The sequence below is a fragment of the Sporosarcina sp. ACRSM genome (assembly GCF_022346545.1).
Taxonomy (GTDB): domain Bacteria; phylum Bacillota; class Bacilli; order Bacillales_A; family Planococcaceae; genus Sporosarcina.
The window spans coordinates 269,592-291,183 of the sequence record NZ_JAKRNU010000006.1 but is presented as its reverse complement, the minus strand read 5'-3'; the positions used below and the strand labels follow the sequence as shown (position 1 = coordinate 291,183).

At 43.8% G+C, this 21,592-nt stretch carries 26 protein-coding genes; 23 read left to right on the top strand and 3 right to left on the bottom strand.

Going from position 1 to position 21,592, the window contains the following annotated elements:
* The first annotated feature begins 180 nt into the window (after nt 1-180).
* The 17 genes from MHZ95_RS11845 (at nt 181) to paaX (ending at nt 15,383) form a co-directional block, all read left to right on the top strand.
* The gene (locus tag MHZ95_RS11845) at nt 181-591 is read left to right on the top strand and encodes a DUF485 domain-containing protein (RefSeq protein WP_239390841.1); all 411 of its coding nucleotides are present in this window, start codon (nt 181-183) and stop codon (nt 589-591) included.
* On the top strand, nt 588-2,138 hold the full coding sequence (locus MHZ95_RS11840) for a solute symporter family protein (protein ID WP_239390840.1): 1,551 nt from the start codon (nt 588-590) through the stop codon (nt 2,136-2,138). Before MHZ95_RS11845 ends, MHZ95_RS11840 begins: the two co-directional genes overlap by 4 nt.
* 240 nt (nt 2,139-2,378) lie before the next feature.
* Entirely contained in the window at nt 2,379-3,710 is a 1,332-nt protein-coding gene (locus MHZ95_RS11835) for a phenylacetate--CoA ligase family protein (RefSeq protein ID WP_239390839.1), read from the top strand.
* Between the two features lie 26 nt (nt 3,711-3,736).
* Nucleotides 3,737-4,762, top strand: coding sequence for an NAD(P)/FAD-dependent oxidoreductase (locus MHZ95_RS11830; RefSeq protein ID WP_239390838.1), 1,026 nt, complete (start codon nt 3,737-3,739; stop codon nt 4,760-4,762).
* A 32-nt stretch (nt 4,763-4,794) separates the two neighbouring features.
* The gene (locus tag MHZ95_RS11825) at nt 4,795-5,037 is read left to right on the top strand and encodes a ferredoxin (protein WP_239390837.1); all 243 of its coding nucleotides are present in this window, start codon (nt 4,795-4,797) and stop codon (nt 5,035-5,037) included.
* Nucleotides 5,038-5,158: 121 nt separating this feature from the next.
* A complete protein-coding gene (gene paaA / locus MHZ95_RS11820) occupies nt 5,159-6,112 on the top strand; it encodes a 1,2-phenylacetyl-CoA epoxidase subunit PaaA (protein WP_239390836.1) in 954 nt (317 codons plus the stop codon).
* 20 nt (nt 6,113-6,132) lie between these two features.
* On the top strand, nt 6,133-6,480 hold the full coding sequence (gene paaB, locus MHZ95_RS11815; protein ID WP_239390835.1) for a 1,2-phenylacetyl-CoA epoxidase subunit PaaB: 348 nt from the start codon (nt 6,133-6,135) through the stop codon (nt 6,478-6,480).
* Nucleotides 6,477-7,262: a 1,2-phenylacetyl-CoA epoxidase subunit PaaC gene (gene paaC / locus MHZ95_RS11810; protein ID WP_239390834.1), complete on the top strand. Its 786-nt coding sequence runs from the start codon at nt 6,477-6,479 to the stop codon at nt 7,260-7,262. The genes paaB and paaC overlap by 4 nt, the downstream gene beginning before the upstream one ends.
* A gap of 26 nt (nt 7,263-7,288) precedes the next feature.
* On the top strand, nt 7,289-7,789 hold the full coding sequence (gene paaD / locus MHZ95_RS11805; RefSeq protein WP_239390833.1) for a 1,2-phenylacetyl-CoA epoxidase subunit PaaD: 501 nt from the start codon (nt 7,289-7,291) through the stop codon (nt 7,787-7,789).
* A gap of 16 nt (nt 7,790-7,805) precedes the next feature.
* Complete coding sequence (locus tag MHZ95_RS11800) at nt 7,806-8,108, top strand: EthD family reductase (protein ID WP_239390832.1); 303 nt, start codon at nt 7,806-7,808, stop codon at nt 8,106-8,108.
* 1 nt (nt 8,109) lies between these two features.
* Nucleotides 8,110-8,886, top strand: a complete 777-nt coding sequence (locus MHZ95_RS11795; RefSeq protein ID WP_239390831.1) for an enoyl-CoA hydratase/isomerase family protein — start codon at nt 8,110-8,112, stop codon at nt 8,884-8,886.
* 14 nt (nt 8,887-8,900) lie between these two features.
* Complete coding sequence (locus MHZ95_RS11790; protein WP_239390830.1) at nt 8,901-9,674, top strand: enoyl-CoA hydratase-related protein; 774 nt, start codon at nt 8,901-8,903, stop codon at nt 9,672-9,674.
* 14 nt (nt 9,675-9,688) lie between these two features.
* A complete protein-coding gene (locus MHZ95_RS11785; RefSeq protein ID WP_239390829.1) occupies nt 9,689-11,200 on the top strand; it encodes an aldehyde dehydrogenase family protein in 1,512 nt (503 codons plus the stop codon).
* Nucleotides 11,201-11,459: 259 nt separating this feature from the next.
* On the top strand, nt 11,460-12,341 hold the full coding sequence (locus tag MHZ95_RS11780) for a 3-hydroxyacyl-CoA dehydrogenase (protein WP_239390828.1): 882 nt from the start codon (nt 11,460-11,462) through the stop codon (nt 12,339-12,341).
* Entirely contained in the window at nt 12,338-13,543 is a 1,206-nt protein-coding gene (locus tag MHZ95_RS11775) for a thiolase family protein (protein WP_239390827.1), read from the top strand. The genes MHZ95_RS11780 and MHZ95_RS11775 overlap by 4 nt, the downstream gene beginning before the upstream one ends.
* 107 nt (nt 13,544-13,650) lie before the next feature.
* Nucleotides 13,651-14,427 carry an enoyl-CoA hydratase-related protein gene (locus tag MHZ95_RS11770; RefSeq protein WP_239390826.1) on the top strand — a complete coding sequence of 259 codons (777 nt, stop codon included), beginning with the start codon at nt 13,651-13,653 and terminating at the stop codon, nt 14,425-14,427.
* Nucleotides 14,428-14,504: 77 nt separating this feature from the next.
* Nucleotides 14,505-15,383, top strand: a complete 879-nt coding sequence (paaX, locus tag MHZ95_RS11765; protein WP_239390825.1) for a phenylacetic acid degradation operon negative regulatory protein PaaX — start codon at nt 14,505-14,507, stop codon at nt 15,381-15,383.
* A gap of 106 nt (nt 15,384-15,489) precedes the next feature.
* Here the strand turns inward: paaX and MHZ95_RS11760 are convergent, their stop codons facing one another.
* Complete coding sequence (locus tag MHZ95_RS11760) at nt 15,490-16,020, bottom strand: gamma carbonic anhydrase family protein (RefSeq protein WP_239390824.1); 531 nt, start codon at nt 16,018-16,020, stop codon at nt 15,490-15,492.
* Between the two features lie 74 nt (nt 16,021-16,094).
* On the opposite strand from MHZ95_RS11760, the gene MHZ95_RS11755 reads away from it, so the two are divergent.
* Nucleotides 16,095-17,060 carry an NAD(P)H-dependent flavin oxidoreductase gene (locus MHZ95_RS11755; RefSeq protein ID WP_239390823.1) on the top strand — a complete coding sequence of 322 codons (966 nt, stop codon included), beginning with the start codon at nt 16,095-16,097 and terminating at the stop codon, nt 17,058-17,060.
* 138 nt (nt 17,061-17,198) lie between these two features.
* On the opposite strand, the gene yidD is transcribed toward MHZ95_RS11755, so the two are convergent.
* A complete protein-coding gene (gene yidD / locus MHZ95_RS11750; RefSeq protein ID WP_239390822.1) occupies nt 17,199-17,429 on the bottom strand; it encodes a membrane protein insertion efficiency factor YidD in 231 nt (76 codons plus the stop codon).
* Nucleotides 17,430-17,529: 100 nt separating this feature from the next.
* On the opposite strand from yidD, the gene MHZ95_RS11745 reads away from it, so the two are divergent.
* From MHZ95_RS11745 to MHZ95_RS11725, 5 genes are all read left to right on the top strand, one after another.
* The gene (locus tag MHZ95_RS11745; protein ID WP_239390821.1) at nt 17,530-17,979 is read left to right on the top strand and encodes a Dps family protein; all 450 of its coding nucleotides are present in this window, start codon (nt 17,530-17,532) and stop codon (nt 17,977-17,979) included.
* Between the two features lie 61 nt (nt 17,980-18,040).
* Nucleotides 18,041-18,223, top strand: coding sequence for a putative motility protein (locus MHZ95_RS11740; protein WP_239390820.1), 183 nt, complete (start codon nt 18,041-18,043; stop codon nt 18,221-18,223).
* Nucleotides 18,224-18,308: 85 nt separating this feature from the next.
* Nucleotides 18,309-18,617 (top strand): transposase, encoded by a 309-nt coding sequence (locus MHZ95_RS11735; RefSeq protein ID WP_239390819.1) that lies wholly within the window; start codon nt 18,309-18,311, stop codon nt 18,615-18,617.
* 46 nt (nt 18,618-18,663) lie between these two features.
* Entirely contained in the window at nt 18,664-19,125 is a 462-nt protein-coding gene (locus MHZ95_RS11730; RefSeq protein ID WP_239390818.1) for an NUDIX hydrolase, read from the top strand.
* Nucleotides 19,115-19,915: an alpha/beta hydrolase family protein gene (locus tag MHZ95_RS11725; RefSeq protein ID WP_239390817.1), complete on the top strand. Its 801-nt coding sequence runs from the start codon at nt 19,115-19,117 to the stop codon at nt 19,913-19,915. The genes MHZ95_RS11730 and MHZ95_RS11725 overlap by 11 nt, the downstream gene beginning before the upstream one ends.
* A 52-nt stretch (nt 19,916-19,967) precedes the next feature.
* Here the strand turns inward: MHZ95_RS11725 and pckA are convergent, their stop codons facing one another.
* Entirely contained in the window at nt 19,968-21,554 is a 1,587-nt protein-coding gene (gene pckA, locus MHZ95_RS11720; RefSeq protein ID WP_239390816.1) for a phosphoenolpyruvate carboxykinase (ATP), read from the bottom strand.
* Nucleotides 21,555-21,592 lie beyond the last annotated feature (38 nt).

Genomic DNA, 21,592 nt, shown 5'->3' with positions numbered 1-21,592 from the left:
CGTTATAAGGTATCTTTGTTATGATTAAGGAAGTGAAAAGATATCTATAACATTTTAAAAACGTTAAAAGCATAAAGGGTTATAGGGGGAGTGAGTGGTCGGAGAATCGGAAGAGAGGGTTAGGTGTTTCAAATTATCAATCAAAAGTTGAAAAATTGTTTGGGCGAAAGGGGAATTGTAATGTCAATAAATGTGAAAGATCACTACGATTCGGCATTGGGATCTGCTGGGAAGACAACAACGGATCCGGCATGGCCTTATCAGGATAGAACAATAACAGAATCAGGACGAACGTATATTGAGTTAACTAGAACGAAAGAATTTACGGACCTAATTAAGAAAAAAAAGGCATTTCTTTTACCAACAACAATTTTTTTCTTAACCTTTTATTTTCTATTACCAATTCTTGCAGCGTATACAGACGTACTAAAAGGGGATGCGTTTTACGGTCTGACGTGGGCATGGGTGTATGCACTTCTGCAATTCGCAGTGGTTTGGATTGGAGGGCTCGTTTATATGAGGACCGCTGCACAGTATGATGTGACAGTTAAAGAGATATTAACAAAGCATAAAAAGGAGCTGGAGAAATGAGCTTTCTTTCTTTATCACTTTTTTTAAGTATTGTTTTGTTAACGCTTACAATTACGTATTTTTCAGCGAAGAAAACGAAAAATGCAAGCGATTTTTATACAGCGGGCGGTGGACTGACAGCCTGGCAAAATGGGTTAGCTGTTGCTGGTGATTTCATGTCTGCAGCTTCATTCTTGGGAATTACAGGTGCAATCGCGCTTATCGGTTTCGATGGATTTTACATGAGTATTGGAAATTTGATGGCGTTTCTGTTTCTGCTTTACTTAGTGGCTGAACCGCTTAGAAATCTTGGTAAATTTACACTTGCGGATATGATCACCTCACGCTTTAATTCGAAAAAAGTGAGAGGAATGGCGGCCGTCAGTACACTTGTTATCTCTATTTTCTACATGATTGCCCAACTTGTCGGTGCAGGTGGTCTTATTAAACTTCTACTTGGCATCGACTATGGACTAGCCGTTCTAATTGTTGGGATTATGATGACGATCTATGTCATCTTCGGAGGGATGACCGCGACGAGCTGGGTTCAGATTACGAAAGCAGTTCTTTTGCTCGGTGGCTCAGCGATCTTGACGTTCATGGTTTTTTCGAAGTTTAACTTTAACGTTTCCGAAATGTTCCATCATGTGAAAACAGGTACTCCACTTGGGACGGACTATCTGCAACCAGGGAATAAATACAAGGATGGACTTGACATGATTTCGTTAAATATGGCGCTCGTGCTTGGCGCAGCCGGCTTGCCTCATTTACTAGTGCGTTTCTTCACAGTAAAAGATGCAGTGACAGCACGGAAATCAGTTGTCTATTCAACGTGGTTTATCGGCGCTTTCTTTGTGATGACAATTTTCTTAGGTTTCGGTGCGGCAGCATTTGTAGGATTTGATACGATTGTCGGTGCAGATCCAGCCGGAAATATGGCAGCACCTTTGTTATCATTAATCGTAGGTGGGGATTTCTTATTTGCTTTTATCGCAGCAGTAGCATTCGCGACAATTTTGGCTGTCGTATCTGGACTCGTGTTAACATCTGCATCTGCATTTGCACACGATATTTACGGTGAGATTATTAAGGGCGGCAGAGTTACTGAAAAAGAGCAAGTACTAGTGGCACGTATTGCTTCAGTTGGTGTGGCGGCCGCTTCTATTGTTCTCGCTCTATTCTCCCAAACGCTGAATGTTGCCTTTTTGTCTGTTCTGGCACTTGGGATCGCAGCAAGTGCCAACTTGCCGGTCATTTTGTGTACGATTTATTGGAAACGCTTCAATGCATCGGGTGCAATTACGGGTATGCTCGTTGGATTATTGAGCTCCGTCATTCTTGTATTTTTAAGCCCGAACGTTTGGAATTCAGAACCTGGCGCGGCTATTTTTGTAGGGGAAGCATTATTCCCGTTAGGAAATCCAACAATCTTCACCGTTCCACTCGGCTTCTTAGGAGCTTATCTAGGGACTATTTTATCCTCTGAAAAAGTGGATGAAGAAAAGTATGCGGAAGTTGTTTATAAGTCAAATACTGGTCACGGCGTAAAATCTGTACAAAATCACTGATGTTTGAAATGAAAAGGAGAATTCACGTACATGGGTTCTCCTTTTTCTTAAGAGCTATATAGTGATCCCAAGCATATGTTGATAAATTGTATTGACTTTAATTGATATTATAAGTTTTCTGATTTTAGTGTTGACAATCCTTAAATTAGGTATTACTCTATAATCGTGTTACAAAATAAAATCATCCGTAAATATACCGTTATATTAAAGTCGCAGTTAAAGGAATGAGGAGGAGTTTACATGTTCAATCCACAAATAGAAACGTTATCACGATCTCAGATGGAAACTCTACAATTGGAAAGGCTTCAGAAAACCGCAGAGAAGGTATACCAGCATGTTGATTTTTACAAGCGAAAGTTTGGAGAAGCAGGGGTTACTCCGGAAGATATAAAAAATCTAGATGATATTACTAAATTACCTTTCACGGTTAAAAAAGATCTTCGTGACAATTATCCATTTGGTTTATTTGCAGTGCAACAAGATGAAATTGTTAGACTGCACGCTTCTTCCGGAACGAGTGGAAAACCGACCGTTGTTGGCTATACAAGAAACGATATCGATAACTGGGCAGAGGTAATTGCACGTGCGGTCGTATCAGCGGGTGGTAAAAAAGGAGATATCTTCCATAATACATATGGCTACGGTTTATTTACGGGGGGGATTGGAGTCCACTACGGAGTCGAGAAACTAGGCGCAGCTGTTGTTCCGATTTCAGGGGGAAATACGGAAAGACAAATTATGCTTATCAATGATTTCAAACCAAGAGGAATCTCAGGAACACCATCATATATTATGACGATTGCCGAAAAGATGAAGGAGATGGGCATTGACCCAAGAGAAACGTCCATTGAATACGGCATTTTTGGAGCGGAACCTTGGTCAGAAGAAATGCGCAAGAAGCTCGAAAAAACATTCAATTTGAAAGCGATTGATATTTATGGATTGAGCGAAATTATGGGACCGGGTGTTTCCATTGAGTGTCATGAAGCACAAGATGGCTTGCATATTCAAGAAGACCACTTCTATGTTGAAGTTATTGACCCAAAAACACTTGAACCAGTTGCAGAAGGGGAAGAAGGAGAACTTGTATTTACAAGTTTAACGAAAGAAGCATTCCCGATTATTCGTTACCGAACGGGTGACATCGCTTCCATTACAAGTGAAAAGTGTAAATGTGGTCGAACGACGACCAGAATGTCACGTATTAAAGGGCGTACGGATGACATGATTATTCTCCGCGGAGTAAACGTTTTTCCATCGGAAATCGAGCGTGTTCTCCTACAAGTCGAAGGACTTGTACCGAATTACCAAATTCATCGTTTGCAAAAAGGAACAATGGAAAGCGTAGAGCTACACGTTGAAATTACAGATGAATTATATAAAGAAATTGCTGGTGATCTTCGCCATCAAAAAATACAGACTTTATCTAAGGGAATTGTGAAAGCGATCTCATCCAATTGTTTAGTATCGATGGGTGTTATTTTTAATAAACCGAAAACGCTTCCAAGGTCGGAAGGAAAGGCGATTCGAATCCTTGATCTACGGGGAAAAAAAGTATTAGTAGAAGTTTGAAATGCTAATTATAAGGAGGAAAGTATATGTCTGAAAATCAGAAAACTTATGACGTAACCATTATCGGTGGAGGACCTGTCGGCTTATTTACCGCTTTTTACGCTGGACTGCGAAACATGACCTGTAATATTATCGAAAGCTTACCGCAACTAGGCGGTCAGTTATCCGCTTTATATCCGGAAAAATTTATTTATGACGTGGCTGGATTTCCAAAAATTACAGCACAAGATTTAATCAATCGCTTAAAAGAACAATTGGAACAGTTTGAACAGACGGTTAGTCTTGGTCAAATGGTTCAGCAGATTGAACGACAAGCAGACGGAACGTTTAAACTTACGACGGACAAAGCTACGCATTATTCGAAAGCAATCATTATCACTGCTGGAAATGGGTCTTTCCAACCAAGAAGACTTGAGCTTGAAGAAGCAACGAAGTTTGAAGACTCGAATTTGCACTATTTAATAACAGATTTAAATAGTTTTGGAGGAAAGAAAGTCCAATTATTCGGCGGCGGCGACTCTGCTGTGGATTGGGCACTTATGCTTGAACCGATTGCAGAAAAAGTGACAATCGCTCACCGCCGCGATCGATTCCGTGCACATGAAGCGACCGTTGAAGAAATGCATAACTCTTCCATAGAAGTATTGACGCCATACGTGCCAACGAAATTTATCGGAGATAACAAAATCGAGCAGGTTGTTCTTCAACAAGTAAAAGGAGATGAAGTGAAAGTGATTGATGTAGATGATGTCATCGTCAATTACGGATTCGTCTCTTCACTTGGACCGATTAAGGATTGGGAGCTTGAGCTAGACAAGAACTGTATTGTCGTCAATTCAAAAATGGAAACAAATATCCCAGGTATTTACGCGGCTGGCGATATTTGCACATATGAAGGAAAAGTTAAATTAATCGCCAGCGGGTTTGGGGAAGGCCCAACTGCTATAAGTAACGCGAAAGTATACATCGATCCGACATCGAAAGTCCAGCCAATTCATAGCACAACAGTGATGGCTAAAACGGAAGACTCAAAGGAAAAAGTTACCTTGTAACAATTAATAACACGAAAGAGAGGTAAATCGATATGTCAGCATACACAATTGTGAACCAAGAAACTTGCATTGCATGTGGGGCTTGCGGTGCAAGTGCCCCTGATATTTTTGCGTACAACGATGAGGGTTTTGCTTATGTTATTTTGGATGATAATGAAGGCTCTGCAGTAGTACCGGAAGATTTACTAGATGATCTTGAAGACGCATGTGATGGTTGCCCAACAGATTCTATTAAGATGAGTGAAGAACCATTGTTAGTGGAGTCATTCGATTGAAACACCTTATTTTTTTGATCGGAGTATTCGGAAAAAGGCTTGCTTTCCAATGTAACAATAATGTATGCTATCGTTATATAATCGTTACATAAGAGATGGGATAAGAAGGAGGAGTTAGAAAATGGTTTTGGCAGCTACAAGAACGGAAGAAGAAATGCAGACAGAATTTCTTGCACGTATTGAAGCAGGCGAGAAAATCGAAGCAGATGATTGGATGCCGGAAGAATATCGTGTGGCACTTATTAAATTGATTTCCATGCATGGCATTAGTGAGATTATGGGGGCACTTCCCGAAAAGGAATGGGTTCCGAAAGCCCCTTCACTACGCCGAAAGCTTGGCATTATGTCAAAAGTGCAAGATGAGATGGGACATGGACAGCTACTCTTGCGTGTTGCGGAAGATTTATTGAAGCCTTATGACAGGAATCGTGGCGACTTGATGCAAGATTTATTCAATGGAGATTTGAAGTTCCACAACGTGTTCCATATGGAAACAAAAACATGGGCGGATGCGGGGCTGATCGGCTGGCTCGTCGATGGAGCAGCGATCATCACACAAACAAACATGCTAGGTGCTTCATACGGTCCATATGCAAGAGCATTGCAACGAATTTGTGCAGAGGAAGTATTCCACGCACAGCACGGGGAATCAATCATCCTTGCTTTAGCAGAAGGAACGGCTGAGCAAAGAGCAATGATTCAAGAATCACTGAACGGTTGGTGGGAATCTCTACTTATGTTCTTCGGACCGGCAAGTAGTAATACAACGGGCTCTTCAAAACAAGATGTAACGATTAAATACAGAATCCGTACGAAAACAAATGAACAATTACGTCAAGATTTCTTTGATAAATACATTCCACGCATTCAGTCGCTCGGCCTGACAATCCCAGATCCAACTCTTCGTTATAACGATGAGGAAAAACTATGGGAATATGCACAGCCGGACTGGTCTAAATTTAAGAAAATCATTAAAAACGAAGGGCCGCGTTCACAGGCACGCCTGAACTTACGCCGTACTTCTTATGAATATAACGCATGGGTACGTGATGCATTGAGTGCAGTCATTGACTAACAGAAAGGAGACGTTAACAGATGGGAAAAGAAGCAACATTTTATCAAGAGTTTGAAGTTTTCAGCAAACGAACACCGTCAGCATCGTTCCAGCACCAGTTTAGCTTACTTGCTCCAAATAAGGAAATGGCACTGGTCATGGCACAGGAAAACTTCATGCGACGTGAACCGGTCGTTGATATCTGGATTGTGAACCGGAAAGATATACGTGGCCTGGAAGGTGAAGAGAAACTGATCCTTGGGCGTTTGAATAATAAGGATTATCGAGAGACAAAAGGTTACGGCTACTTGAAGAAGAAGTGGCGTCATTATGAACAGCAAATGTTGGATGAAAAAGAGATCTTATCTTGGGCAGGTGATAAAAAATGACAACTCATACTGAAGCATTGAAAGAGCTTTTATTCCAATTAGCGGATGATGACTTCTTGATCTCTTACCGTGGATCTGAATGGCTCGGCTTGGCTCCACACATCGAGGAGGACGTCGCTTCCTCTTCGATCACGCAGGATACGATGGGGCATGCGACGATGTACTATAACTTGCTTGAGGAACTCGGGGCAGGAAATGCAGACGCGCTTGCACATTTGCGCCCGTCAGCGGAAAGAAGAAATAGTATTTTGGCTGAGCGTGTAAATGGTGAAGGCTACTACATGGAAACCCCGATTTACGACTGGGCTTACGCGGTTGTACGAAACTACTTCTATACACAGGCGAAACGCGTGAAAATCGATTCACTTCGTGAAAGCTCATACGCGCCGCTCGCGGAAGGAGCTGTGAAAGTGAGCATGGAGCTTCACTATCACCTCATGCACTGGAGAACATGGTTCACACAGTTATTGAGTTCTACGGATGAAGCGAAAGAGCGGATGAACAAGGCAATTCAACTTGTGATGGAAGACTTTGGCGACATCTTCTCATATGGACAATATAAGGAAGCAATTGAAAGTGAAGGCCTCATAGCGAGCGAAGACGAACTGACAAAGAGTTGGCTTGCCGCGTTGACACCTGTTTTTGCATCACTTGGCTTGGAAGTACCCAAAATCCCGGCACCGACGAAAAACGGACGAAACGGCGAACATACGGAGGAACTAGATGCAGCGATTGCAACACTTTCCGAAGTGTACCGATTAGATACAGAAGCTGTTTGGTAATCGATAATTAAAGGAGGATTCCCCTGATGACATTACTTACACAACCAACGAACGAGAGCGTATACGGTGCGCTGATGAATGTGAAAGACCCGGAGATTGATACGGTGAGCATCCTTGATCTTGGGATGGTGGAGAATGTCACGGTAGAAGGGAACGATGTGAAAGTTGTTCTTCTGCCGACGTTCCTCGGCTGTCCAGCGCTAGAAATCATCAAGAAAAATACAGTCGAGGCCGTGCAGGAACTTCCGGATGTGTCGGAGGTGGAAGTAGAATTCATTTTCAGTCCACCGTGGACATCCGATCGAATTTCGGAACAGGGGCATGCAGGGCTACGGAAGTTTGGTATTGCACCGCCGCCACGCCATTTTGAGGAAGATGGCTCGTGGCACGTCGACTGTGCCTATTGCGGTTCTACCTATGTGACGATGGATAATATATTCGGGCCGACAGCTTGCAGAAGTATTCTTTACTGTAAAAGTTGCAAAAACGTTTTTGAGGCAATGAAGCCGGTTTCAACATTAATGTAAAGTGAGGAGATTTATGATGGCAAAACTTGTAGCGTTGTATAAACACCCGGAAGATGAAAAAGCATTCGATGAACATTACTTTAATGTCCACGGCCCAATAACAGCAAAGATTCCGGGCCTGCGTGAAATGAAAGTAACAAAATTCACAAACTCTGTAATGGGCGGAAAACCACCTTATTATTTGATGTGTGAAATGATTTATGATGATGCGGAAGCATTGAAAAACGGCATGCGTTCAGAAGAAGGGAAAGCATCCGGTAAAGACTTGATGAGCTTTGCGGGCGACCTCGTCACATTGATCATCGGTGAGGATGCGTAAAATGGATGGTTTTGAATTCATTGAAACATCCTTAGCGGACGGGATTGCAAGTGTCGTTTTGAATCGTCCACGTCAGCTAAATTCGCTGAACCGAAAAATGATCGGTGAAATTCTTACGGCAATGGAAGAATTTGATCGGAATTCAGATGCACGAGTCATCGTGCTTTCAGGAAAAGGCCGTGCCTTTTCGGCTGGCGCAGACATCGACGAAATGTCCGAAGATGATCCAATCCGCTTGGAATTGTTGAATCAGTTCGCGGATTGGGATCGAATTTCTAACATTAAAAAACCAATTATTGGTGCTGTGCAAGGCTTTGTTTTCGGCGGTGGGTTTGAACTTGCTCTTTGTTGTGACTCGCTCGTTGCGGCAAGTGGAACTGAATTTTCATTTCCGGAAGTGAATCTTGGTGTGATGCCGGGGGCAGGAGGTACACAACGGTTGACGAAACTCGTCGGACGAACAAAAGCGCTTGAATGGATTTGGACAGGAGAACGGATCACCTCAGAGACAGCCCTTCATCATGGCGTTATCAATCGGATTGTTGCACCTGAGCTCTTACTGGAAGAAACCATGAAGTATGCAGCAAAAATTGCTCAACAGCCACCACTTGCCGTACGCCTTATCAAAGATTCAGTGAACAAAGCTGTTGATTATACATTATATGAAGGCATGCAATATGAGCGTAAAAACTTCTACCTTTTATTTGCTTCCGAAGACCAGAAAGAGGGCATGAGCGCTTTCGTTGAAAAAAGGAAGCCGCAGTACAAAGGGAAGTAAAGGAGAATTGCTGTATGTACGAGACGATTCGATATGAAGTAACAGACGGAGTTGCTTGGCTTCGACTGAACCGCCCCGACAAACTGAATGCGTTTACGGAGCAAATGAACAAAGAAATAACGACTGCGATAAAATCCGCAGCGGCGGATGAACAAGTGCGTTGTATCGTCCTAACCGGTGTAGGAAGAGCGTTTTGTGCCGGCCAAGATTTGGCGAGTGTGGATGAACAGATGGATCATGGTGAAGTGTTACGTAACCAGTACGGTCCAATGTTGAAAGCGATTCGGCAACTTGAAAAACCGATTGTTGCAGCTGTGAATGGGGTTGCGGCTGGCGCAGGATTCAGCCTCGCATTGGCGTGTGATTTCAGACTTGTCTCAGAGCGTGCCAGTTTCTTAAATGCTTTCATACATGTCGGACTCATCCCGGATTCAGGGAATTTACATGTCCTTACAAAGCTCGTTGGACAGGCGAAGGCAGCTGAACTTTCGATACTTGGTGAGAAGGTTCAAGCGGCCGAAGCAGTACAATTGGGGCTCGCGAATCGCTTGATTGCGGTCGATGAGTGGGAAGCTGAAGTGTCGGCGTTTGCGGAACGTTTAGCTGCTCTGCCAACAAAGGCAATCGGATTGATTAAACGTTCATTGAATGTGGCTACTGAACTATCTTATGAAGAATTTCTTGAACAAGAAGCACAAGGGCAGCGCATAGCGGGTTTGACTGCTGACCATCGGGAAGGTGTCACAGCGTTCATGGAAAAAAGAAAGCCTGTTTTTATAGGTAAATAAAAGGAGTGTTCGATATGTCGACAATTATAGAGGAAACGAAATTAGAAGTTAAACGGGATTTTTATTCGCTACTCATTAATGGAGAACAAGTGAAAAGCAGTACAGGTGAAACGATTAAAGTTTATAATCCGGCAACAGGAGAGCTCGTTGCAGAAGTGGCAAAAGCTTCACAAGAAGATGCGGAACGCGCAGTTCAAGCAGCACGCGATGCATTTGATCATGGTAAGTGGAAAAAACTACCTGTAGGCTATCGGGCACGCACGCTGAACAAAATTGCAGAAATTATGCGCTCGCGTTTCAAGGAGCTTGTTGAACTCGAAGTGCTCAATACAGGGAAGACAGTAGATGCAGCACAAGGGCAAATTAACCAAGCCATTGAAGATTTCGAATTTTACGCGGGTGCAATTGTTGGCCACAGAGGTGTTGTAAATAACCTTCCTGGTCAGTTCCAAAACTACACAGAAAAAGAGCCAGTAGGCGTTTGTGCGCAAATCATTCCGTGGAACTATCCACTGATGATGGCGGCATGGAAAATTGCACCTGCCATTGCAGTAGGTTGTTCAATTGTTGTCAAGCCAGCATCATTGACACCGCTTACGGCAATTGTTCTCGGTGAAATCTGTCTTGAAGCGGGCGTTCCTGCCGGCGTGGTCAACATTGTCCCAGGATCAGGTGCGGACGTTGGAAATTACTTAGTTGAACACCCGAATGTAGACAAAGTGGCATTCACAGGATCTACACCAATCGGTAAAGACATTATGGGCAAAGCATCTCAAACATTGAAACGTGTAACACTCGAACTTGGTGGAAAGTCTCCGAATCTCGTATTTGAAGATGCGGACGTGGATGCAGCTGTTGATGGCTCTCTTTACGGTATTTTCTATAACTCTGGCCAATCCTGTGAAGCACGTTCAAGACTGTATATCCATGAAGCCATTTATGATGAGTTTATGGAAAAATTCGTGTCGAAAGCAAAACAAATCGTTTTGGGCAATCCGTTTGATAAAGGAACACATATGGGTGCCATCATCGACCAAGGTCAACTAGATACGATTGATGGGTATGTCCAGCGCGCGGTAAAAGAAGGTGCAGAAGTGTTGGTGGGCGGCAAAGAAGCGAAGCCTGAAGGATTTGAAAACGGATTCTGGTACGAGCCGACCATTATTGGAAATGTAACTCAAGATATGGAAATTGTTCAGGAAGAAATTTTTGGACCTGTTGTGACGGTCATGAAATTCAAAGACGAAAAAGAAGCAATCGCTTTAGCAAATGATACAATCTACGGTCTAGGATCCGCGGTTTGGTCAAAAGACGGTGCACGTGCGACACGTGTAGCGAACCAAATTCAAGCTGGAATTGTGATGGTCAACTGCCCGTTTTCCGCAATGCCGGGAACACCGTTCGGCGGCTATAAGCAATCCGGTTTTGGGCGCGAATTGTCCATCGAAACATTGGATCTTTACACGGAAACGAAGAGTATCGTCTCCTACTTCGGTAGCCGCCCATTGAACCCACTCGGCCTCTAAGATACCGATTCATTACGACGCGGACGGGGATGTTCTCTGTCCGCATTTTTACCTTTATTCAGCAGGAGTCTGCTACCTCTATAAGTAGTGGGATCAATGTTAAATAGGTATGCATTTCAGTGTGGTTCAAACAGCTGCTGAATAAAGGTAGCCTCCGGCGGATGTCACAGATTTTGAAGGGATATAATTGCGCAAGCGCAATTCAAAATCTGGACGCAAATACGCCGAGGCGTATTTGATTTATTAAGGAGGAATAAACATGATTGAACGTATCGTTGTCGTCGGTTCCGGCGTCATGGGAAGAGGGATCGCCTACGTTGGGGCATTGGGAGGTTATGCTGTTTCCATCGTTGACATTAACCCTGATGCACTGAAAAACGCAGAAAATGAAATTTCTGTAATTTTTGAAAAGGGAGTCGAAAGAGGAAAAGTAACAGCAGAAACAGCTACCACTGCCAAAGAAAAATTATCATATGTGACAGATTTAGCGCAGGCGGCAGCTAATGCAGATCTCATTATCGAAGCGGTGCCTGAGATAGCTGCAATTAAACAGCAAGTATTCGAAACGATTGAAGCACATGCTCCAGAAGCATGTTATTTTGCAACGAATACATCTACGATGAGCCCGACAGAAATCGCGTCATATGGGAAACGACCAGAAAAAACAATTGCCATGCATTTCTTTAACCCTGTACATAAAATGCCGCTCGTTGAAATTATTCGCGGGTTGGAGACGAATGATGAAACGGCTAAAGTCATCCGAGAAGTTGCTGAAAGAATGGGCAAAGAAACGGTTGTGATTAATGAATTCCCGGGATTTGTAACGAGTCGTATGAGTGCACTTGTAGGAAATGAAGCATTCCACATGTTACAAGAAGGACTCGGTACGCCAGAAGAAATTGATAAGGCTATTAAGCTAGGACTGGGCTATCCGATGGGACCATTTGAGCTCGTTGACCTTGTCGGGTTAGATGCACGGTTGAATAACTTGCGCTATATGCATGAAAAACTGGGTGAAAGATTCCGTCCGGCTCCTCTTTTGGAGCAGTATGTTCAAGCAGGACGTCTTGGAAGAAAGAGCGGTAAAGGTGTTTATGAGTATGCACAGCATGAAACAGAGAAAGAGTTGGTGAAAAAATGAAAGAAGTAGTGATTGTTGATGCCGTTCGAACACCGATCGGAAGGTACAACGGCGCGTTAAAGGACATTAGACCGGACGATTTGGGCGCTGTCGTTCTAAAAGCACTTGTTGAGCGGAACCCGGGTGTTCCAGTTAATCAGATTGAAGAAGTTATTTTTGGTAATGCAAACCAGGCAGGAGAAGATAATCGTAACGTTGCAAGAATGTCGACATTACTTGCGGGGTTGCCGATCGAAATTGGAGGGACAACGCTGAACCGACTATGCGGTTCGGGGCTAGATGCGGTCATTTACGCCGCGAGATCAATTGCAGTAGGCGAAGGAGATATTTACATCGCAGGTGGAACAGAAAGTATGACACGCGCACCTTTTGTTATGGCAAAACCAGAACGTGCAAATCCACGCGGCGATATGAAAATGTATGATACGACAATCGGTTGGCGTTTCACCAATAAAAAGCTTGAGGAAATGTACGGCGCCGATACAATGCCAAAGACGGCTGAAAATGTTGCCCAGCGTTTCGATATTAGCCGCGAAGCACAAGATCGTTTTGCACTTGAAAGCCAAGAACGTGCGAAAAAAGCAATGGAAGCAAACCGCTTTGCAGAGGAAATTGTTCCGGTCGTTTACAAAGACCGCAAAGGGAATGAAATCGTTGTCGACACGGACGAACATCCACGTCCCGAATCGACACTTGAAGGACTCGGTAAACTGCGCCCAATTTTTGAAAATGGTACGGTAACAGCAGGAAATGCTTCCGGCGTCAATGATGGAGCTTCTGCACTATTATTAATGAGCGCCGAAAAAGCGAAAGAACTTGGTTTGAAGCCATTAGCAAAGTACGTGGCGGGAGCAACAGCAGGACTTGAGCCAGCTGTGATGGGGCTTGGTCCGATCTATGCGTCCAGAAAGGCACTTGATCGTGCAGGTTTGAACAAAGACGACCTTGGTTTAATTGAATTGAACGAAGCATTCGCTTCACAATCACTTGAATGCATAAAACAGCTTGAACTTGATCAGGAAAAAGTAAATGTTAACGGTGGAGCAATTGCATTTGGACATCCACTTGGCGCGAGTGGAGCACGTATTTTGACAACGCTCATCCATGAAATGAAGAAGCGGGATGAGAAATACGGCCTTGCGACAATGTGTATCGGTGTCGGACAAGGCATTGCGGCTATTGTCGAAAATATCCGGGAATGATCGTCAACAAAAAGCTGTCCAGTAAATGTTGGACAGCTTTTTGGACTTTATTCTAACGGAGTATGCTAAATAAACCAAGCTATAAATTTGATAAAGGGGAGAGAAAAATGACAAATATTTTATTGACAAAAAAGAATGGAATTGCCACTGTCACAATCAATCGGGAAGAAGCGTTGAATTGTTTCAACTATGATACGCTACGGGAGTTACAAGAAGTAACAGACATAATCGCATTGGATACAGAAGTGAACGTTGTCATTTTCACTGGAGCGGGGGACAAAGCATTCAGTGCAGGTGCCGATTTGAAAGAACGAAAAACATTAACGGAGACTGAAACAAGACGGAATGTGCGGGCAATCCGGGATGTGTTCAACAGCATCGCCGATTTACCGCAACCAACAATTGCTGCTGTGAACGGATATGCGCTTGGCGGCGGTTTTGAATTGATGCTTGCGTGTGATTTTTCAATCGCGGTACAAGGAGTTCTTATGGGGCTGACCGAAACAAGTTGGGCGATTATCCCGGGCGCGGGTGGAACCCAGCGACTTCCTCGACTCGTCGGTGAGATGAAAGCGAAAGAACTGATCTTTACGGCAAAAAGATTCACAGCTGAAGAAGGACTTGAGCTTGGCGTCGTACTGAAGATTGTAGAAAAAGATCAGCTGTTGGGAGCATGTGAGGAGTTTGCATCCAATATAACGAAAAATGGACCGATAGCGATCAGACAAGCAAAGTATGCGATTATACAAGGGATGAATACCGATTTACAAACAGGACTTGCGATTGAGTCGAAAGCATATGAGCTTGTGATCCCAACGGAAGACCGTATTGAGGCGCTAAAAGCCTTTAGTGAAAAAAGAAATCCAGAATTTACAGGTAAATAAGTTCCCATTTAAACATATAACGATATAATGGAAAGGAAAGTGGTTCTTGAAATGCTGTAAGGAAAGAGTGATAAACTATGTCAAATACGCAATCGATGATTTTTACGATTTTTGGGGATTATATCCGGCATTACGGTAACAAAATTTGGATCGGTAGTCTCATTCGTTTGCTCAAAGAGTTCGGTCACAATGAACAGGCCGTTCGTGTAGCCGTTTCAAGAATGATGAAACTTGGCTGGTTTCAATCAGAAAAACAAGGAAATAAAAGTTATTACTTCTTGACAGACCGTGGTGAAAAACGGATTGAAGAAGCTGCTCGCCGTATTTACCAAGTGCAACCGCATGAATGGGATGGCAAATGGCGCATGTTGATGTATACGATCCCAGAGGACAAGCGGCACATTCGTGATGAGTTGCGCAATGAGTTGATGTGGAGTGGATTTGGCAGTTTCTCTAATGGCTGTTGGATCTCTCCAAATGACTTGGCGATTGAGGCTAGATTACTTGTGGAAAAATACGCGATAGATGACTACGTCGATTATTTCTTGGTTGAGTACCGGGGACCGCAATCGGATAAAGCGCTTGTTGAGAGAAGTTGGCCACTTGAGAAAATCGAAGCGAAATACGAAGAATTCGTTTCTGTGTACAGTAAAAAGTATATCATCCATGAAAGTATGATTAATGAAGGAAGCATGACGGATGCAGAATGTTTCGTCGAACGAACAAACCTTGTCCATGAATACCGAAAATTTCTATTCGATGATCCAGGTCTGCCAAAAGAACTGTTACCGGAAATGTGGAGTGGGACGCATGCGACTCTTTTATTCGAAAAGTATTATAAATTACTTGCCGAACCAGCGAGCCGATTTTTCGAAGAAGTTTTTGCAAAAGATAATGATTTGGGGCGAAAAGACAAAGGATATGACGCTAACGAGCATCCGCTAATCATCTCATAGTCCAGTAAAACAGAACACGCCCCTATTGGTCATAAAAAAACCTCGATGAGAAAAAGGGGCTGCTTTGCAAGTCGATTCAATTTACGACTTTTCAAGCAGCCTCACTTCATTTTACCGTAACGATGTCCGGGAAGATTTCACGGTATTCATATCCTTTTTGAACGTAAGAATCGATTGATAATTGAATAAGCTCCAAGTCTTTGTCCGTCAGTTCCCGGACGACTTTACCGGGTGAACCGATAACAAGTGAGCGAGGCGGAATTTTTTTGCCTTGCGGAATGAGTGTATTGGCACCGATGATGCACTCCTCTCCAATTTCTGCATGGTCTAGTATGGTTGAACCCATGCCGATAATGGATCGTCTACCGATCGTACATCCGTGCAAAACGACATTGTGCCCAATGGTCACCTCGTCCCCTACGGTAACTGGTGCGCCTTCGGATTGATGGATAGTAGAATTATCTTGGATGCTACATCGTTTACCGATAGTGATATTGTCTTCATCACCACGTAACACCGCGCTAAACCAAATTGTCGATTCTGCTCCGATTTGAACATCTCCGATCACTTTGGCACCCGGCGCAACGAACACGGTTGAATCGAGTACAGGTGTGTGATTGTTATGCTTAATAATCATGTAAATGTCCCCCAGTAAAGTTGATTATTTTTCTTGTTTTAACTATAACATAATTTCGTTAGGAGGATGAATAAATGTTACATATATGCGAAATACTTCAGATTAATTACCCGATCGTTCAAGGCGGAATGGGAAATATAAGCAACGCCCAATTGACAGCTGCTGTATCGGAAGCAGGGGGACTAGGAACAATCGGTTGCGGTACGATGACACCAAAAGAAGTGGAAAACATTATTTTGGAGACGAAAGGAAGCACAACAAAAAACTTTGCACTTAATATTGCGATCGGCGTGTCGCCCTATACGAATGAATTAATCGATTTAGCCATTCTACATAAAATTCCAGTCGTATCACTTTCTGCTGGTAACCCAGCACCGTTCATCCCCAAGTTACAGGAACACGGTATCAAGGTACTGGCGCTTGTCGCTTCCGTAAAGCACGCTCAAAAAGCGGAAGCGGCTGGAGCGGATATTTTAGTCGCGGAAGGATTCGAAGCAGCCGGTATCAATTCGCACTTGGAGTTGACAACGTTTACCCTCATTCCACAAATTGTGGCAAACGTCCAAGTGCCTGTCATTGCAGCAGGCGGTATAGGGGACGGTAAAGGACTTGCCGCTGCCTTCATGCTCGGTGCGAGCGGCGTCCAAATCGGTACCCGATTAATCGCAACCAAGGAAGCACCGTTTCATAAGACGTACAAGCAATCTGTTGTCGAAGCGGAAGATACGTCGACTGTTATCCTCGGTCGGAGTATAGGTCGTACGAGAAGAGTGCTAACGAATGCTTATGCGAAAAAGATTGTAGAGCGTGAAAAGGCAGGGATGACACTTGATCAATACATGAACTGGACAACTGAAGACCAACATATCAAAGGCGCCATCGAAGGGGATATGGACAACGGTTTTATCAATAGTGGTCTTATTGCGGGTTTGATCGATGACATGCCAAGTGTCGAAGAGTTGCTGCAGGCCATGATAGTCGAGGCGGAAGAAAGGATTCAATTAACCGCCGACAGGTTTCGAAAAATTAGCGGTAAGTAATAGACGGAAAGAATAGAGAAAAATGTTCATAATACAAGTGAACTGTTCGAGAAAATGAATTTAAAAGTACAGATCGATTCAAACAATAAGGCAGCTCAGCTCTCGGGATGATTTTGGATAAGCAAAACAGCTTTTCTATTATTTTTCCTTCTCACCCTTTTCCGGCACCGGATCAAAGCCGCCTTCATGAAAGGGATGACACTTCAAAATCCGACGTATTGTAAGCCACGAACCTTTTAACGCACCGTGTTTTTCAAGTGCTTCCAGTCCGTAATGAGAACAGGTCGGGTAGAAACGGCAAGAAGGCGGTGTCAGTGGCGAGATAATCTTTTGATAGATTTTGATGAATCCCATTAATATTTTTTTCATAACGATGACTCCCTATTTTCCTGAATATGTTTATTGTAGTGGCTTATGTGGTAAATGAACAGTGGGACGAATTAGATCAATATATTAGGGAGCGATTTTTATGTCAAAAGAACTTATTCAAGAATTGAACACGCAAGTATCCACATGGTCTGTTATGTATACAAAGCTTCACAATTACCATTGGTATATAAAAGGCCATCATTTTTTCACCTTACATGCTAAATTTGAAGAGCTTTATAATGAAGCGACTGCCCATATGGACGAGATTGCCGAAAGGATTTTGACATTAGGCGGAAACCCGGTTGCGACGCTGAAAGAGCATTTGGAACAATCGGTTGTCAAAGAAGCGTCAGGTGAAGAGAAGGAAGATCAAATGGTGAAGACGGTCGTCGATGATTTCGGGGAAATCATGAAATCGCTGAAAAAAGGGATGGAACTGGCCGCGAAGGATGGCGATGATATGACAGAGGACTTACTGAATGCCACTTATCAAAGCATTGAGAAACACCAATGGATGCTGAACGCATTCCTTGGTGAGGACAATAAATAATCGATTCCGCTTAAAATCGATAAGATACTGCCGATAGGAAGGGTATGGAGGGAGATGCGAAGTGGATATCAATTCCATCATGGCCAGCCAGCTGAGAAGTCTTCAATCGACAGTTCAGTTGAGCGTGTTGAACAATGCCCTTTCAATGAGCAGTACCGCCGCGACGGACATGCTGAAAAGCTTACCGGATCAGCCTGTCGCTGCCCATCCTCATAAAGGGGCTTCGATTGACGTCAAAGCATAATCATGAAAACATGCACTTCCATTTCTTTGGAGGTGCATGTTTTCATTCGAACGGACCATCCTAAAATGAAAAAGGATGTGTCCACATGCAAACGTATAAAATGTATGTATCCGTCGCTAATCAGCAAGTGTATCATCGCCCGCATGATTCGCCTTGGGAATATGAAGTCGAAGTGCCGAATGCTTATGTACCGATTTTCCATCGGTTGTTTGAGCAGATGTATGAGCTTGAAATCCGTAATTTTTATAGGGCTCATCTACCGTACATCCCTTATCATTACGATAAGGATAACCATGATATCGATTTGCGGACGATGAAAGTGTATGCGCTCATCCATGAATTTACCAATGACGAGTCAAAACGATTCATTGAGAAACTGCCGTATTTCCGTTGATTGGTTGGCCGTCCTTCGTTACACTTAGTGTAAGGACGTGATAACAATGTACCTCTTTGAGGATATAAATGGGGGACGTGTCGAGCTGACTTTCGGTGAAAATCGAATGGGCATGCCGGCTAGACACGTCCTTGTCATATTAAAACATAATGGGAAATGGTTACTTACCCGTCACTCTACCCGCGGCATCGAGTTTCCTGGCGGTAAAGCGGAAAAAGGGGAATCCATCGAAGAGGCAGCGATACGTGAGACATTTGAAGAAACAGGTGTGATCATTTCAGAACCTGCCCGGTTTGCGCAATATGTTGTACATAATGAACAGACATTTTGTAAGGCGGTCTTTACCGCAAAAGTGGTGGACATTGAGGAGCATCCGACATTGCATGAGACGGAAGGTGCTTTATGGCTGACAGACGAAGAACTGGAACGTTGCGAGACGTTAAGCTTTCATATGAAGGGAACTGGAATGGAACAGCTAAGAAAGTGGGTGGAGGACAATGACGCATAATGGAGTCATCGTTCATCGCAGACCGTATCCTTCCCCAAATCCGCATGTTGTTTTGGAGGAAATCACTTATTGGTCGGACGGCATAAAGGTCAAAGGGATGATGGCGGAACCGATTGCTGCAGGCAACTATGAAGGAATCATTTATTTGCGCGGCGGGATGCAGCATATCGGCATGGTCCGTCCAGCAAGGATTGCGCAGTTTGCTACTCAAGGGTTTGTTGTTTTTGCACCGTATTATCGGGGAAACCGTGGTGGCGAAGGACGGGACGAATTCGCTGGGGCCGATCGGCAAGATGCGATCTATGCCATTGATGTGCTTAAACAGAATCCGAAGACGAATCGGGAAAAAATCCACTTATTCGCATTTTCAAGAGGCGGCATCATGGCGCTTTGGACCGCCATTTTACGGGATGATATCACCTCTGTCGTCACATGGGCAGGCGTCTCGGATGTTGTATTTACGTATCAGGAACGGAAAGATATGCGGCGCATGATGAAACGTGTCATCGGTGGAACGCCGAATAATATGCCGGAAGGTTATCGAGAGCGGACGGCATTATTTCGGGTCGATGAAATCGATGCACCTGTCTTGATCATTCATGGCATGCTTGATACGAATGTTTCTTTTCAACAGGCTGTGTTACTGGAGAATGCCTTGCGTGAACATCAAAAGGATTATGAAACATGGTATTTTCCGCAATATACCCATTACTTCCCGCCGGTCCAAAATGCAGAGCTCGTCCGTGATTTATGTGACTGGATGAGAAAGCAGGGGGAACAAAGAGGTTGAAAATTAAAAATCGTGTAGCACATTTGATATGTGCTACACGATTGTTTGTTGATTAAGCGATTGGTCCGCCTTTAAGAACGATATCTTCAGAAACCGTTCCGAATTTCTTGAAGTTTTCACGGAACAGGTCTGCTAATTCTTTTGCTTTTTCGTCATAAGCTGCACCATCAGCCCATGCATTGCGTGGATTCAATACTTCTGTTGGAACACCTGCGATGGATGTTGGCATTTGAAGTCCGAATACAGCGTTCACTTCTGTTTCAACATCATTTAGTTGTCCTGCAAGTGCTGCACGTACCATTGCGCGCGTGTATTTCAGATCCATACGTTTTCCAACGCCGTATTCGCCGCCAGTCCAGCCAGTATTGACAAGGAACACTTGCGCGTTATGCTCATCGATTTTCTTGCCGAGCATTTCCGCGTATACTGTTGCATGGAGCGGTAAAAATGGCGAACCGAAGCAAGTTGAGAATGTAGCTTCCGGTGATGTGATGCCACGCTCAGTTCCAGCGAGTTTCGACGTGAAGCCGCTTAGGAAATGATACATTGCCTGCTCTTTCGTTAACTTTGAAATCGGAGGCAAGACGCCGAACGCATCTGCTGTCAAGAATACGATTGTTTTCGGATGACCGGCAACAGAAGGGTCAACGATGTTGTCAATCGCTTGAATCGGGTATGCTGCGCGTGTGTTTTCAGTCAAGGAGCCATCGTCATAATCAGGGATACGTGTTTCCGGATCGATAACAACGTTTTCCAAAACGGAACCAAATCGGATTGCACCGAAGATTTCAGGCTCTTTTTCTTGAGAAAGGTTGATGCATTTCGCATAGCAGCCCCCTTCAATATTGAAAACGCCATTATCAGACCAACCGTGCTCGTCGTCACCGATCAATTTGCGGTTTGCATCAGCAGAGAGCGTCGTTTTTCCAGTTCCTGATAGACCGAAGAACAAAGCGACGTCCCCATCCTCGCCGACGTTTGCCGAACAGTGCATTGGCATAATGCCATTTTCAGGAAGCAAGTAGTTCATGATGGAGAAGATGGATTTCTTCATTTCACCTGCATACTCTGTTCCACCAATCAAGACGATTCGTTTTTCCATGGAAACGATGATGAATGTCTCGGAATCCGTTCCATCGATTGCAGGATCCGCTTTAAAGGAAGGAGCTGAAACGATAGTGAACTGCGGGACATGCGTTTTCAATTCTTCTTCGTTCGGGCGGATGAATAACTGATGGACAAATAGATTATGCCATGCAAATTCATTGACGACCCGGATGGATAGACGTGAAGCGGGATCTGCACCTGCGAAACCATCGAAGACGAACAGTTCATCTCTCTCTTTTAAGTGGCGGATTACTTTTGTATATAAGGACTCGAAAATATCGGAAGAGATGGGACGGTTCACTTTACCCCAATCGATTTTATCTTTCGTTGACTCTTCCTCGACGATATACTTATCTTTAGGAGAACGGCCTGTATATTTACCGGTTTGAGCTGTGATTGCTCCATCCGCAGTCAGTTTAGCTTCGCCGCGTGATGTCGCCTTTTCTACAAGCTGTGGTACCGAAAGCTGCATATTCACATTTTTACCAGACAACAGTTCTTGAAGCTCATCGCCAATTTTCGCAGATATCATAATTTATTACCTTCCTTTACGTATAATCCCAATCTTCT